This window comes from Acinetobacter sp. WU_MDCI_Abxc222 (assembly GCF_025514755.1).
GTDB lineage: Bacteria > Pseudomonadota > Gammaproteobacteria > Pseudomonadales > Moraxellaceae > Acinetobacter > Acinetobacter geminorum.
On record NZ_JAHPVG010000002.1, the window covers coordinates 369,841 to 384,359 of the forward strand.

A 14,519-nucleotide genomic window follows, 5' to 3' on the forward strand; every position below is an offset into this window, starting at 1 on the left:
TGTATTCATATTCAGTTTATGCTTTTTATTGTAGTGAGCATAGTGTCTTTTTTAGACAAAACTAGGTAGAAAATATTTTTATAAATATGACCTGTGACACAAAAAAATATTAAGATGAGAGGTGGTTTAATTAACTGATGTTGAAGGATATTTAAATCTAAAGCATCTCTGCTATATTATAAAAATATATTGGGGACAATGCATGAATGCACAAGTAGAAATAGATACGTATTGGTGTCTAGAACAACTATTACAAGAAGGTCGTATTACAGACCGAGACAAATTATTGGTACAGTCAAGTCACCGCCAAAAAGACCAGTTAAAGTGGCATCCATTACAGTGGATAGCACATTTTAATTTAAAAGATCAGCAACACACACATGCCCATTTGAGCTTAAACCGCTTGTGTTTATGGTTTGCAGATCGGGTTCAGCTACCTTTATTTGTAATAGATCCTTTAAAGGCAGATGTCAGCGCTTTAACGCAGGTCATGTCACAAGAGTTTGCGATTCGCAATCATATTTTAGCTGTTGAAATTCATGCTGACCGAATCGTGATAGGAACAGATCAGCCCTTTCAAACAGATTGGCTCAATAATCTCGAACGAAGTCTAGCACCTAAAAAAATTGAACGGGTACTGCTTAATCCCGAACAGTTACAGCGTTATTTGCGAGAATATTATCAGGTAAGTCGCGCGGTAAACTCGGCTCAAAAAGATGCGGCTCATGACCGCGACACTAAAAATGTTGAAGCACTTTTGCAGCTTGGCGATAGTCAAAACCCAGATGCGAATGATCAGCATATTGTGAAATTGGTCGACTGGATTTTACAGTTTGCATTTGAGCAGAGTGCCAGTGACATTCACATGGAGCCGCGCAAAGATAACGGTAAAGTCAGGTTCCGTATTGATGGCGTTTTACACACCATTTATAACATGCCTTCAAATACACTGACCGCCGTGATTTCTCGAATTAAAATTTTAGGGCGTTTGAATGTAGCGGAAAAGCGTAAACCACAAGATGGTCGCTTAAAAACACGTACACCAAAAGGGCAAGAAACCGAATTACGTTTATCAACCTTACCAACAGCATTTGGTGAAAAACTGGTTATGCGTATTTTCGATCCTGATGTGTTGGTGCGTTCTTTTCAGCAGTTGGGTTTTGATCAGTCATTGCTGCAACAATGGCAGCGTATTACACAAAATAGTCACGGTATTATTTTAGTCACGGGTCCCACAGGCTCCGGTAAAACGACCACGCTATATTCTTCTTTAAAGCAACTTGCAACTGATCAAGTCAATGTCTGTACTATTGAAGACCCGATTGAAATGCTAGAGCCTAGTTTTAACCAAATGCAGGTCAATAACGCAATTGAATTAGGCTTCGCAGACGGTGTGCGTGCGCTCATGCGTCAAGACCCCGACATTATTATGATTGGGGAAATTCGTGATCAAGATACAGCGAATATGGCCATTCAGGCAGCATTAACAGGTCATTTGGTACTATCAACTCTACATACCAATGATGCACCATCGAGTTTGACTCGGTTACATGATCTAGGGGTACAGCCATTTCTGACAGCTGCAACCATTTTAGGTGTGCTCGCACAGCGTTTAGTACGGCAGCTTTGCCCCCACTGTAAGCAAAAAACTCACATTAATGAGGATGAGTGGGAACACTTAACCTTTGACTACATTATGGAAATGCCTGAAACGGTTTATCAAGCGGTAGGCTGTGAAGACTGTCGTCATACAGGCTATAAAGGGCGAGTCGGTATTTACGAGTTTATGCCGGTCAGTCTTGAGCTTAAACACCTTATTAGTAGTCATGTGACATTAAATGATTTAAGAACTCAAACAAAAAAAGAAGGTATAGAACCTTTAAGAATTGCGGGAGCCCGTAAAGTGATTGAAGGACTTACGACATTAGAAGAGGTCTTGAGGGTTGTGCCATTAAATTAAGTTTTTCTTAAGATTCACCTCATTTATGGTTGATTTAATTGCTTTATCCCAAGAGGGAACCATAAACAGAGGGTAATAATATGAATATGCTTAAAGTAATGTTGATGACTGCTGGTATGACTGCTGCTGGCGTAGTTGTGGCGAATACACCAGTGAATCAAGCTGCAATTGCTCCGGCAACTGTCACCACAGTAAAACAGGCATTAACCTCAAAAGATAATACACCGATCAAATTACATGGTCAGGTTGTAAAATCTTTAGGTGATGAAAAATATCAATTTCGTGACAAGACAGGTAGCATTACAATTGATGTAGATGATGAACTTTGGCAAGGTCGCCCTATTTCAGCCAATACAAATGTGACTTTAATTGGTGAAGTAGACATTGACTATAAACCTTTAAAACGCGTAGAGATTGACGTAGATCACGTTCAGTTCTAATGAATGAATCTCTAGATTTACTACTTTTAGCCGCATTTAAAACATGCGGCTTTGCTTTTTTTATAAAGGCTTGGCAAGATCAAAACAGGATATAACAGGAAAAATAGATGAGAATTTTGCTTGCAGAAGATGATCGCTCTCAAGCTGAAAGCATTCAATCATGGTTAGAGTTAGACGGTTATCAGGTAGATTGGGTAGAAAGAGGTGATTATGCACTGACGGCAATCGAACAGCATGATTATGACTGTATTTTACTTGATCGGGGGCTGCCTCAACTGGCTGGTGAAAAGGTTTTAACAACGATCCGCCATAAACAAAAAAATGTTCCTGTTATTTTTATCACTGCACGTGACAGCATTCATGATCGGGTAGAGGGGCTAGATTTAGGCGCAAATGATTATTTGGTTAAGCCTTTTAGTTTAGAAGAATTATCGGCTCGCATCCGCGCTCAATTACGCAAACAAACTTTGAGTCAGCAATCGGTTTTAACATGGGGTGACCTACAACTTGATACACAAGCGAAAGTTGTATTAAGCGCAGGCAAGTCTATCGATTTAACGGCAAAAGAATTCCAAATATTGCGTAAGCTTATGGTGCATCCCGAGCATATTATTACCCGTGATCAATTAGAAGAAGCACTCTATGCATGGGGCGAGGAAATTGAAAGTAACGCAATCGAAGTATTTATTTATCAACTTCGAAAAAAAATTGGAAGCAGCAGTATTAAAACCATACGGGGGCTCGGCTACCGTATGGGAGATGTAAAATGAAATCGAATCGCTCATCTTTGCAGTCTCAACTGGTTAAAACTACGATGTGGAGTAGTATCGTGGTGGGATTACTGGCTTTAAGCTTACTCACCATATTTTCTATCTATCACAACATGTCAGTGCAAGATGAAATTATGGATGAAATTTCAGATACTTTGCTGGTTTCAGATCTTTCTGAACACTCCATGAAACAGTTTGATGAGTTGAGTGATGAATTTGATATTCAATATGAGTTATTAAACACAGGCCAAGTACTTACTCATTCTCATAGCTATCAGCATGAACTTTTTGAACAAGGTAACTTATCAGAAGGTTTTTCGTATTTTTGGTTTGATGGCCAATTATGGCGTAGTTTGGCTGCACAACAAGAAGACTCTCAGCTACAAGTTGAAGTTTTTCAACCAATGAGTACACGTGTTGAAGAGGTACTTAAAGCACTTGCTGGATATAGCGGTCTTATGGTGTTGTTTTGGTTACTGCAATGGGTCATTGTAAGTTGGCGTACCGAGCATCAATTGGCTGCACTCAATTTACTTTCTAGACGAATTGCTCAAAAAACTGCATCAAATTTAGAGCCAATTCAAGAACCTGATGTCATTACAGAAATTCAACCTGTTATAGATGCATTAAACCAATTACTTGCAAGATTGCAAAGGGCTCTCGTTGCTGAACAGCGTTTTACCGCGGATGCCTCGCATGAGTTACGTTCTCCATTATCTGCCATACAAATGCGTCTTCAGGTCTTGCAGCGTAAATATCAACATCTTCCAGAACTTCATCAAGATTTTGAACGCATACAAGAAGACGTTTCTAGAAGTACAAAAATACTTGAAAATTTGTTACTTCTTGCTCGTTTGGAACCTAATGAAGCTGAGCAGCCCGATCTGCCTAAGACAGTTATCGATTTAAATTATTTGTTGGCAAGAGTGATTGAAACTGTAGATTTAGATGCGAAAGCTAAACAGATGTTGATAGAGACAAATACTTTATCGACAGAAACTAAAACATATGCGAATGAAGAATTGCTGTTTATTGCTTTTAGAAATTTATTTGATAACGCCATTCGTTATAGCCCGAATTTAGGCTCTATTCATGTTGAGATTAGTCAGTATGAACAGCAAATTAAGGTGTCTATTGAAGACACGGGAAATGGGGTAGATGATGAAGTGCTATTACGGTTAGGGCAGCGTTTTTTCCGGGTGCTTGGTACTCAGCAGCAAGGTTCTGGGTTAGGAATTTCAATTACTCGAAAAATTATTGAATTGCATAATGGCAAGTTACATTTTATGCATGCTGAACAAGGTGGTCTGAGGGCAGAGATTATTCTTCCTTCATAAAAAATAGCATGGTTACCCATGCTATCCATTTTTTGTTTTCCCACGAATATTATTGAAACGCGAGTATGTTTTTTATTTGGTTAAAATTAGGCGATTGTTGCGAGTGAGGCGTAAACGATATTCCTCGCCAGCATGCATAATGCGAATTTCACGGCCTAATGCAAAGAGATTATTAGAATGTAACATTGGTAAGGCGTGAGCTGTGTCATTGTTACGGGTAAATAAGCTAAAAGGTGCGTTCATTTGTTGTGCTCCGTGGTATGTTCTTGAACGATTTAAATGATAATCATTATCGAATAGATCTGTCAATGAGATTTTTAAGATTTTATAAAATGATAAAATTTGCTTACACTTGAGAAAAGTTTTAGAGAGTAAAAAGATGCCCAAACCAATAGTCGATGTCGCTATAGCAATCTTGATCCATCGTGGAAAAATATTAGTTGGATGGCGCGAAGAGCAGCAATATCAAGGTGGAAAGCATGAGTTCCCTGGTGGAAAGGTTGAGCAGGGTGAAACACCAGAAGAAGCCTGCCGCCGTGAAATCTATGAAGAAGTGGGTATTGGTTTAAAAGATTGGCACCAATTTGATTATATTCACCATGAATATGATGACATCATTGTTAATTTACATTTATTCCATAGTTATGTGCCTGATCAACTATTAAATCTTATTCACCAGCCATGGGCATGGTACACACGTGATCAGCTACTTCATTTAAACTTCCCTAAAGCCAATAAAGACATCATAAAGAGGCTATACTGGCCTCATCTCATCAAAATTAGCAATACGCTTTCAACGGTAGAAAGTAGTGATGCTTTATTGTACTGGCGTATCGAAGAATTTGAGCCGCAGTATATAGAGCAATTAACTGCTTTAGATGAAGGACAACGATCAAATTTAATTATAAATGTTGATATTTGGCAGCAATTAAGCCCTGAATTACAAAAACAGATTAAGACCGTTCATTTAAAACAATCTCAACTCATGAATTTGCATAAAGGCGATTTAATAGTCGGCGTACGTTATATTGCTGCTTGTCATGATGCGGTTTCTTTAAAACAGGCTCAGCAGATTGGTTGCGATGCCGTTTTTATTAGTCCTGTAAAACCAACAACGACTCATCCAGAAGCTGTGGCATTAGGTTGGGAACGTTTTAGTGATCTAGCCCAAAATAGCCAGATTCCGGTTTTTGCATTAGGAGGAATACATCCTGACGATTTAGCCACTGCACAGCGGCATGGTGCATATGGCTTAGCAGGTATTCGTAATTTCTAATGAGAAAAAAGCATTAAAAGCTAGAGAGCTTTTAATGCTTGCTGTGCTTCTTGAACAGTTTTTTGATTATTACGTTGTTGCCCAGCTTTTAAGATGACTAACCATAGCTGTTTTTTCATTGGCTGACTTTGGGCAAAACTCAAACCACGTCTTGCTAAAGACTCAGCATTAGAATATTGCTGTTTATGATTTGCCGTAAGCGCAAGAAATAAATAAGTCTCAGCTGCTTGTGGTGCTAAACGCTGTGCTTGAAGCGCATAGCGCTCAGCCTCTGACCATTGCTGATTTTTATAAGCCTGCTGTGTTTTTTGCATTAAAACTTTAAATGCAGGTAACTGGCTACCATCATCACTAAAATGTTGAGGCTTTTTCTGTTGAGGAACAATCACCTGTAAATTTTTACGTTGAATTTCTGGGTGATCATAAGGCGTAATTTTTACACCTGATGGAGTTTCCGTCTTTTTGACTGGAGGAGTAGGTGTTTTCTCTTTGGAGTCAGAATGATCGGGTAGAGTTGTACAGCCGACCATAAGAACAGCACCAATATAAAAAACACCTTTCTTCAACATATCCTAATTTCCTGTTAACGCTTAGTTGTTATAACTACCACTTGAAATTACACGTGAGTTGTTTGACAGATCTTGTTCCATCTGGTTTTCACTTTCACGAATATAACTGTCGGTATTATCATCCTGAGAATCAGGAATTGTGTTATCACTTTGTGGCGTATATGTTGGATCAACTTGATAATAAGGTGCTCCACATGGCGTAGCACGGTGTGGAACCGTATGGGTTAGCATCGGAATATACATAGCACCATCACATGCCTGAGCAGATAAATCCCCCGTTGCACGGTCAATCCACTGCCACTGTACTGTGTCTGGTTGACGTAGATTTACAGGCGTTTGACGTAATTGTTTCATCACATTAATCCATACTGGCAATGCACCAGATGAACCTGTTAATCCTGTTACTTTGTTGTCATCTAAACCTAACCACACTACAGCAACGTGGTTACCTGAGTAGCCCGCAAACCATGAGTCACGTGTATCGTTAGTCGTACCTGATTTACCCGCCAATTTCAAAGCTGGAGACAAGCTATTATAAGCTGCGCGACCAGTACCCGAAGACATGACCTGTTGTAGACCATAGTTCATAATATAGCCAACAGATGGATCAATCGTTTGTTGAACATTAAGGCCATAACGGTCAAGCAGGCGGCCATTCGCATCTACGACAGATCGAATTGCACGAGTTGGATATTTAAAGCCACCTGTAGCAAAGTTCTCATAAATTCCAAGAACCTCCATTGGTGACATATTGACTGCCCCAAGGAAAATAGAAGGGTAGGCAGGAATGGTCGACTCAACACCAAACTTTCTTAAATTGTTGGTAAATGTTGATAAACCAAACTCTTGACCCAAGCGTACCGCCGATAGGTTATATGAGTTAGCTAACGCTTCACTCAAGCTGACTACACCATGTCCGCCACCACTGTAGTTTTTAGGTGTCCAGCTTTTGCCACCATCTACAGGGATACTAATCGGTGCATCTTCAATTTGGGTTGCCCAGTTATAACGCCCAGATTCAATAGCACTTAAATAAATCACAGGTTTTAATAAAGAACCGACTTGGCGTTTTGCATCTACAGCACGGTTAAAACCAGTAAAGTCTTGTGTAGAACCAACAGCAGCAACAAGCTCGCCGTTTTCTGGATGTGCAATCAGTACAGCACCTTGTAAATTTTTCAAACGTGATGGGTTGCTGTTTGCTAAGCGCTCTACAGAAGCTTTAAACGCATTTTGAACTTGAGTTTGAGTAATAGGATCTAACGTCGTAAAAATACGTAAGCCTTGATTAGTTAAATCACTTTCTTGATATTCTGTACGTAATTGACGACGCACAATATCTAAAAAGTCAGGGAATTTTGCAGGCCCTAAACTTGGCTTACTTAATACATTTAAAGGACGTGCAATTTCATCTTCATATTCTGCTTGAGTTAAATAACCCATTACACGCATGTTATTTAACACGGTATCGCGGCGTTTTTTTGCACCTTCAGGATTTTTCCAAGGGTTATACAAAGAAGGGCCTTGCACTAAACCAACTAAATAAGCTTGCTGTGCAACGCTAAGCTCACGTAAAGGTAAACCAAAATAAAATTGAGAAGCCAAACCATAGCCATTAATTGAGTAGTTACCATTTTGGCCTAGATTTACTTCATTTAAGTAGGCTTCTAAAATCTCATCTTTGCTGTAATGCAGTTCAATGAGTAAAGCCATTAATGCTTCATTAACTTTACGTTTGAGTGTACGTTCAGGTGTGAGGTAGAAGTTTTTAACTAATTGCTGAGTCAGGGTTGAACCACCTTGACGTTTACCACCTGTGATATTACTCACTAATGCACGGGCAGTACCACGAATTGAAATACCGTGATGATGATAGAAATTACGGTCTTCTGTTGAAATTAAAGCTTCAATAAGTGGTTTAGGGACATTATTCAGTTTAATGAGAACACGGTCTTCATTATGTTGAGGGTAGATCCCGCCAATCAGAAGTGGCTCTAGTCGTGCAACACCAGTTGAAGAAGGTTTTGTACTTCGAACTTCAGCAACCTGATCATTTGCAAAACTTAACTCTAGTACTTGTTCGGGTTCAACACTGTCACCGTAATCAAAACCACGTGTATGGATATACATGTTGCTACCCTGAGTAACATAGGTTCCAGACTTGTCATAATTACTTGAAGTTTTGTAACCCAAGAGTTTTAATTCTTGAGTGAAATTTGCTTGGGTAATAGGCGCGTTATTATAAATTTCCAAAGGTCGTGCAAACACTTTGGCGGGAATATCCCACCGTTGTCCTTCAAATTTTTCACGGATAATATTATCTAAACGAATCAGATAGATACTAAGAGCAATAAAAGCACCAATGACCAAAATGGAAAAAATTAGTGCAAAGAAACCGATACCACGTTCAAACTTCATAAAAATGAGATAAAACCCTAACAATGCCTGTAATGATGCGATAGCTTGTCATCAATTTGCAATGATAAAACTGTGAATAATTGGAAAACTTAGATTGAATTTTACAGCATCTTGTTGTTATGTTTTTTTAAATTAATCAGGTTAATGTTATTATAGCCAAGTATCGCAGCGGAGCTTACTCATTCGTGCAAATTTCACATAAGTCCTTCAGAAACGTCGGGTTAATCGGTCGACCAGATAAATCATCAGTAGTAGAAACACTATGTTTAATTCATGATCATTTGTTGAACCTAGGCTTAAACCCCATTTTTGATCAGGAAACTGCTGAATTAGTGCCTTATGATCATGCACAAATAGTAAGTCGTCATTTATTGGGTGAAGTTGCTGATTTAGTCATAGTTGTTGGAGGTGACGGTTCTTTACTTCACGCTGCTAGAGCTTTAGTTCGCTACAATACGCCTGTTATTGGCATCAACCGTGGGCGGTTAGGTTTTTTAACTGATATCAAACCTTCAGAAGCCATTTTCAAACTTGACCAAGTACTTCAAGGGCATTTCCAGCTTGACCGTCGTTTCTTGCTTGAAATGGAAGTACGAACAAATGGTGAAGTCATTTATGACGCTATTGCCTTAAATGATGTGGTTTTGCACTCGGGTAAATCGGTACACATGATTGACTTCGAGCTTAATATTGATGGTCAATATGTTTACCGCCAACATAGTGATGGTTTAATTGTTTCGACTCCAACCGGATCAACGGCTTATGCATTGTCAGGTGGTGGCCCAATTTTACATCCAAGTATGGATGCTATTGCATTAGTTCCAATGCATCCCCATACATTGTCATCACGTCCCATCGTAGTCGGTGGTCAAAGCGAAATTAAAATTGTTATTCGCGAAAATCGGGTGTTACCAATGGTGAGTGCAGATGGACAACATAGTGTCTCGCTCAATGTTGGAGACAGTTTACACATCCGTAAACACCCATTTAAACTAAGTTTATTGCATCCACCAGGTTATGATTTCTATATGGCCTGCCGTACCAAACTTGGTTGGAACCAAGATTTTGAATCTTTTCAAAGAGATGAATCATGAATATTGAACAAATGCTATCTGTTTTAAACCCTGAAATTGTGGAGCGGTTAAAAACAGCAGTAGAAATTGGTAAATGGCCAAACGGCGTTGTTTTAACTAAAGAGCAACGTGAGACTTGTATGCAAGCTGTAATCGCTTGGGAGTTAAAGAACTTACCAGAAGATCAGCGTAGCGGTTATATTGACCGTGGTACAAAAGAAGAAGGTGAAGAGTGTGATGATGATCATCACAAGCATGAACCAGAGTTTAAACCGATTCGTTTTGTTTAAAACTTAATAAGACAGAAAATTATTTTTGGTTATTCCATACAGCCTTATATAGCATGTTTTTCATAAGTTATAGCATATAGGCTTTTATTACTTTTGAAGGATCAAAAGTAACCAAAAATCCTCTGTATCACTGACGATACTTCCTGTATCGCAGTGATACGGTCGACATCCATGTCGACCTTCACGATAGCATTTGTTAACTACGAATTAAGATTGCTTAAATTTCGTGTATCCCATAACACTTTTGCTTTTTGCATCGCTTCTTCAAAATTAGCAACAACGCCCATCGTATATAGCGCAATTCCGATGGTTTCTGTTACGGCCATTTCGCCATATTCATGATGCTGCTGACCAAGCCATACTGCTTTAAATGTTGCTAAATCTAATTCTTCTTCAATTGGGCTTCGCTCAGGTGTGAGCTTTGGTAACTCATGTTCATAAAGCTCACCATTTTTAATACCACAAATGAGTGTCTTAGCATCTGGATTTCGTTCAAATTCACCACCTTCACCTTTAATGACGGCACTATTTTGATAGCCTAAGCGTAACGCACTATGTTGATGTGAAGTTCTATAAGCAGGGTGGAATATTGCTTGTAAGGTAGCCTTAGCGTTAAAAGGATTAATTAAACGGGCCAAAGTATGAATAGGCGAACGCAATCCCATGACATTTCTTAGAGATATCAAGTCACTTAAAACTGGTGAAATCACGTCTAGTGGTAAGTAAGCAAAATTTTGCTCTGCTAATTGTGTACGAACTTCTTGTTCAGAATGGCAAATTTGATAACCAAGATATTCTAAGACTTGCTCAGTATAAACACGGTTAAGCGTGTGACCTGATGCACCATGCATAACAATTTTATGGCCATGCTGGGCAAGTGTAAGAGCGGCTAACAAAAACCATGGATAGTGTTTTCGCTTACCTGCATAAGATGACCAATCTAAATCAACATCTAAAGGTTCAAAATGAAGCTGATCTTTGGTCGCTTGCACAAACCCTGCAAGTTCATCAATCGATTCTTCTTTAACCCGAAGTAGCATTAAAAATGCACCTAGCTGCACATCTAGCACTTCACCTTTTAAAATCATGGTAAAAGCTTGATAGGCTTCTTCATAGCTTAAAGAGCGAGATCCGGTTTTCCCCTTACCTAAAATACGGACATATTGAGCAAAGGGATGTTCAGCATCTTTATAGATATTACGTTTAGTATTCATCGTAGTTCAAAACAATAAAAATGATGGGATGTAGGCAGCTCAAAATGAAATGTCCACAAGTATTTAATCAATATGACATAAAAAACTGCTGAAAAAATATCAAAAGTGTTTCTTATACTAAAGTCTTAAGGCTACCTGAGTGTTTTTTATGCGTATTAGCTAAAAAATTAACCGAATCGTTATTTAATTCGAGTACACTTTCTCGTGCTTTTTTGAGCACTCATATCATAATTTTATGTGATTCTCCTATATCTTCAGCTTTTTATTGAAAAAGTAAGAGGTTATTTCTAGCTACTCATAGTGGTTAGAAACTTCAGGTATTCTCCTGTTTTAGAAAACATCTATTTTGTTTTCATTGAGGTAGTAGGAAGGTTTTTTGTTCACAAAAAACCATTTCCCTTTTGCGGTGTTAATGTGAAAGGTTAGGGCTGTGTATTCGTAAAGAATAGACGTTTCATTTTGGTATTTCCAACGGACTTGGAAATATAGATTGAAGTAAAGTTATGGCTAAAAAACCGATTTATAAATCACTTTATTTTCAGGTGATTATTGCGATTATTGCGGGTATCTTGGTAGGGCATTTTTCTCCAAGCTCAACGCAAATTGTCAATGGTGTCGAACAGCATATTCCGGGGTTAGGTGAAAAACTCAAGCCATTAGGTGATGCCTTTATTCGTTTGATCAAGATGATCATTGCTCCAGTTATTTTCTGTACCGTGGTAAGCGGTATTGCTGGCATGGAAAGCATGAAGTCAGTCGGAAAAACTGGCGGCGTTGCGTTGTTATACTTTGAAATCGTTTCAACAATTGCACTTCTAATTGGCCTTGTTGTAATTAACATTGCTAAACCGGGTGTAGGGATGAATGTTGACCCTACCACTCTCGATACTTCGGGCATTCAAAAATACGTCAGTTCTGGTGAGTCACAATCTACCATTGATTTCTTAATGCACATCATTCCTGATACGGTGGTTGGCGCGTTTGCAAATGGTGAAATCTTACAAGTCCTTCTTTTTGCAATTCTCTTTGGTTTTGCTTTACATAAGTTAGGGGATGCAGGACGTCCAGTTTTAAAATTTATTGATCAAGTTGCACATGTGTTCTTTAACATTGTGAATATGGTCATGAAATTGGCTCCGATTGGTGCATTCGGTGCAATGGCATTCACTATCGGTAAATATGGCGTTGGTTCACTCGTACAATTAGGGCAGCTCATTATCTGCTTCTATATTACGTGCTTACTCTTTATCTTCTTAATTTTGGGTACAATCAGCCGTATTAGTGGATTCAGTATCCTTAAGATGATTCGCCTGATTCGTGAAGAGTTATTAATTGTACTTGGTACATCTTCTTCTGAATCTGTGTTGCCTCGCATGTTACGTAAACTTGAAATTGCAGGTTGTGAAAAATCTGTAGTTGGTTTAGTTATCCCAACAGGTTATTCATTTAACCTAGATGGTACGTCAATTTATTTGACTATGGCTGCAATCTTTATTGCTCAGGCAACAAATACACAGCTTGATATTCAACATCAGATTACTTTGTTGTTGGTACTCTTAATTTCATCTAAGGGTGCTGCGGGTGTAACAGGATCTGGCTTTATTGTTATGGCTGCAACTTTATCTGCTGTAGGGCATATTCCAGTGGCAGGTCTGGCATTGATTTTAGGTATTGACCGTTTCATGTCAGAAGCCCGTGCATTAACTAACCTTGTTGGTAACTCATTAGCAACGATTGTTGTTGCTAAATGGGTCGGTGCTTTAGATAAAGATAAGCTAAATGATGCTTTAAACAATCCAGATGAAGTCGACAGAAAAATGATGGAGCAAAAAACTCCTCAAGTCGCTGAAGGTTTAGATTAATTCAAATAAACCTATATAAAAAAGGAAGCTTTGGCTTCCTTTTTTATTGGCTGACTGAAAAGTACAGTTTTAATGAGCAGCTATGCCATGACAGTTGCTAAAAAAATGATTAGCATGCAGAGCAATGAGATTCGATAAAACAATAAAGCTGAAGGAAAATATTATGTTGGCATACGATGCAGATTTAGAATTATTCCGTGATAATTTTAAACGTTTTATGAATGAGCATATTGCTCCACATTATGACCAATGGGAACGCGAAGGAATCATGCCACGTTCTGTCTGGAATCAACTGGGCGAAAATGGCTTTTTATGTGTGGATGTTCCAGAAGAATACGGTGGTTACGGCGTACCAACCTATTATTCATTAATGTTGGTTGAAGAATCGGCACGTGCTGGTTTTTGTGCATTATCAACAGCGATTTCTTGCCACTCTGAAATTGCTGCACCATATATTTTACATATTGGCACAGAAGAGCAAAAACAATATTGGTTGCCGAAAATGGTAACAGGTGAAGTGGTTGGTGCAATTGGTATGACTGAACCTGGAGCGGGTTCGGATTTACAATCAATGCGTACTAGCGCCATTTTGCAAGATGACCATTATTTATTAAATGGCTCAAAAACTTTTATTTCAAATGGACAGCATGCTGATCTTGTTGTGCTTGCAGTAAAAACTGATCCTCAAGCGCGTGCAAAAGGTGTTTCATTATTATTAGCTGATACTCATCTAGAAGGCTTCAAAAAAGGCACAAATCTAGACAAAATCGGCCTGCATTCTCAAGACACATCTGAGCTGTTTTTTGACAATGTTAAGGTTCCTAAAAACCAGTTACTCGGTCAAGCTGGACAAGGCTTTGCTTATTTAATGCAAGAGTTACCGCGAGAACGTACAGCTATTGCATCTACCGCAATTGGGGCAATCCGCGGTGCAATTGATTTAGCAACTGCTTATGTAAAAGAGCGTCATGCATTTGGTCAACCCATTTCACAGTTCCAAAATACGCGTTTTGTTTTAGCACAAGCAAAAATTGATGAGCTTGCTACAGCTGCTTTTTATGAGAGAAACGTTGCTCTATATCAAGAAGGTAAGCTTGATGTGGAAACAGCAGCGGCGCTTAAAAGTTTCAGCACTGACATGCAAATGAAAGTCGCAGATAACTTGCTGCAACTCTTTGGTGGTTATGGTTATATGACTGAATATCCAATTTCACGTTTCTTTGTAGATGCACGTATTCAACGTATTTACGGTGGTACAAATGAAATTATGAAAGAAATCGTAGCGCGTGGATTAATTGGCAAAGCTTAAT

Annotated in this window: 13 protein-coding genes; 9 read left to right on the forward strand and 4 right to left on the reverse strand. The window is 38.8% G+C overall.

Going from position 1 to position 14,519, the window contains the following annotated elements:
- Positions 1-202 precede the first annotated feature (202 nt).
- The 4 genes from KTJ10_RS05695 to KTJ10_RS05710 all read left to right on the forward strand — a co-directional run bounded on the left by KTJ10_RS05695 (position 203) and on the right by KTJ10_RS05710 (position 4,507).
- A complete protein-coding gene (locus KTJ10_RS05695; protein ID WP_262441549.1) occupies positions 203-1,960 on the forward strand; it encodes a GspE/PulE family protein in 1,758 nt (585 codons plus the stop codon).
- A gap of 80 nt (positions 1,961-2,040) precedes the next feature.
- A complete protein-coding gene (locus KTJ10_RS05700) occupies positions 2,041-2,400 on the forward strand; it encodes a NirD/YgiW/YdeI family stress tolerance protein (protein WP_262441550.1) in 360 nt (119 codons plus the stop codon).
- Positions 2,401-2,507: 107 nt separating this feature from the next.
- Complete coding sequence (locus tag KTJ10_RS05705) at positions 2,508-3,170, forward strand: response regulator transcription factor (protein ID WP_014207221.1); 663 nt, start codon at positions 2,508-2,510, stop codon at positions 3,168-3,170.
- Positions 3,167-4,507: a sensor histidine kinase gene (locus KTJ10_RS05710; RefSeq protein ID WP_262441551.1), complete on the forward strand. Its 1,341-nt coding sequence runs from the start codon at positions 3,167-3,169 to the stop codon at positions 4,505-4,507. Before KTJ10_RS05705 ends, KTJ10_RS05710 begins: the two co-directional genes overlap by 4 nt.
- Positions 4,508-4,579: 72 nt before the next feature.
- On the opposite strand, the gene hemP is transcribed toward KTJ10_RS05710, so the two are convergent.
- Positions 4,580-4,750, reverse strand: coding sequence for a hemin uptake protein HemP (hemP, locus tag KTJ10_RS05715; protein ID WP_002118129.1), 171 nt, complete (start codon positions 4,748-4,750; stop codon positions 4,580-4,582).
- Between the two features lie 136 nt (positions 4,751-4,886).
- Between hemP and KTJ10_RS05720 the strand changes: the two genes are divergently transcribed.
- Positions 4,887-5,783 carry a thiamine phosphate synthase gene (locus tag KTJ10_RS05720; RefSeq protein ID WP_262441552.1) on the forward strand — a complete coding sequence of 299 codons (897 nt, stop codon included), beginning with the start codon at positions 4,887-4,889 and terminating at the stop codon, positions 5,781-5,783.
- A 20-nt stretch (positions 5,784-5,803) separates the two neighbouring features.
- On the opposite strand, the gene KTJ10_RS05725 is transcribed toward KTJ10_RS05720, so the two are convergent.
- Complete coding sequence (locus KTJ10_RS05725) at positions 5,804-6,352, reverse strand: tetratricopeptide repeat protein (RefSeq protein WP_002118198.1); 549 nt, start codon at positions 6,350-6,352, stop codon at positions 5,804-5,806.
- Between the two features lie 21 nt (positions 6,353-6,373).
- Positions 6,374-8,770 carry a penicillin-binding protein 1B gene (mrcB, locus tag KTJ10_RS05730; RefSeq protein WP_262441553.1) on the reverse strand — a complete coding sequence of 799 codons (2,397 nt, stop codon included), beginning with the start codon at positions 8,768-8,770 and terminating at the stop codon, positions 6,374-6,376.
- A gap of 185 nt (positions 8,771-8,955) precedes the next feature.
- Between mrcB and KTJ10_RS05735 the strand changes: the two genes are divergently transcribed.
- Both KTJ10_RS05735 and KTJ10_RS05740 read left to right on the forward strand, forming a co-directional pair.
- Positions 8,956-9,864, forward strand: coding sequence for an NAD(+) kinase (locus KTJ10_RS05735; RefSeq protein ID WP_005073476.1), 909 nt, complete (start codon positions 8,956-8,958; stop codon positions 9,862-9,864).
- On the forward strand, positions 9,861-10,133 hold the full coding sequence (locus KTJ10_RS05740; RefSeq protein WP_002118245.1) for a YeaC family protein: 273 nt from the start codon (positions 9,861-9,863) through the stop codon (positions 10,131-10,133). Before KTJ10_RS05735 ends, KTJ10_RS05740 begins: the two co-directional genes overlap by 4 nt.
- A 200-nt stretch (positions 10,134-10,333) precedes the next feature.
- Here the strand turns inward: KTJ10_RS05740 and KTJ10_RS05745 are convergent, their stop codons facing one another.
- A complete protein-coding gene (locus KTJ10_RS05745) occupies positions 10,334-11,347 on the reverse strand; it encodes a glycosyl transferase family protein (protein WP_262441554.1) in 1,014 nt (337 codons plus the stop codon).
- Positions 11,348-11,850: 503 nt separating this feature from the next.
- Here KTJ10_RS05745 and KTJ10_RS05750 point away from each other — a divergent pair.
- Both KTJ10_RS05750 and KTJ10_RS05755 read left to right on the forward strand, forming a co-directional pair.
- Positions 11,851-13,209 carry a dicarboxylate/amino acid:cation symporter gene (locus KTJ10_RS05750; protein ID WP_002118145.1) on the forward strand — a complete coding sequence of 453 codons (1,359 nt, stop codon included), beginning with the start codon at positions 11,851-11,853 and terminating at the stop codon, positions 13,207-13,209.
- 163 nt (positions 13,210-13,372) lie between these two features.
- Positions 13,373-14,518 (forward strand): acyl-CoA dehydrogenase family protein, encoded by a 1,146-nt coding sequence (locus KTJ10_RS05755; RefSeq protein WP_017386519.1) that lies wholly within the window; start codon positions 13,373-13,375, stop codon positions 14,516-14,518.
- Position 14,519 lies beyond the last annotated feature (1 nt).

Excerpts from the sequence above, each read along its gene's own strand:
- mrcB (WP_262441553.1), bottom strand. The coding sequence starts at position 8,770 with ATGAAGTTTGAACGTGGTATCGGTTTCTTTGCACTAATTTTTTCCATT.
- KTJ10_RS05700 (WP_262441550.1), top strand. The coding sequence starts at position 2,041 with ATGAATATGCTTAAAGTAATGTTGATGACTGCTGGTATGACTGCTGCT.
- KTJ10_RS05720 (WP_262441552.1), top strand. The coding sequence starts at position 4,887 with ATGCCCAAACCAATAGTCGATGTCGCTATAGCAATCTTGATCCATCGT.
- KTJ10_RS05740 (WP_002118245.1), top strand. The coding sequence starts at position 9,861 with ATGAATATTGAACAAATGCTATCTGTTTTAAACCCTGAAATTGTGGAG.
- KTJ10_RS05705 (WP_014207221.1), top strand. The coding sequence starts at position 2,508 with ATGAGAATTTTGCTTGCAGAAGATGATCGCTCTCAAGCTGAAAGCATT.
- KTJ10_RS05750 (WP_002118145.1), top strand. The coding sequence starts at position 11,851 with ATGGCTAAAAAACCGATTTATAAATCACTTTATTTTCAGGTGATTATT.
- hemP (WP_002118129.1), bottom strand. The coding sequence starts at position 4,750 with ATGAACGCACCTTTTAGCTTATTTACCCGTAACAATGACACAGCTCAC.
- KTJ10_RS05725 (WP_002118198.1), bottom strand. The coding sequence starts at position 6,352 with ATGTTGAAGAAAGGTGTTTTTTATATTGGTGCTGTTCTTATGGTCGGC.
- KTJ10_RS05710 (WP_262441551.1), top strand. The coding sequence starts at position 3,167 with ATGAAATCGAATCGCTCATCTTTGCAGTCTCAACTGGTTAAAACTACG.
- KTJ10_RS05745 (WP_262441554.1), bottom strand. The coding sequence starts at position 11,347 with ATGAATACTAAACGTAATATCTATAAAGATGCTGAACATCCCTTTGCT.
- KTJ10_RS05695 (WP_262441549.1), top strand. The coding sequence starts at position 203 with ATGAATGCACAAGTAGAAATAGATACGTATTGGTGTCTAGAACAACTA.
- KTJ10_RS05755 (WP_017386519.1), top strand. The coding sequence starts at position 13,373 with ATGTTGGCATACGATGCAGATTTAGAATTATTCCGTGATAATTTTAAA.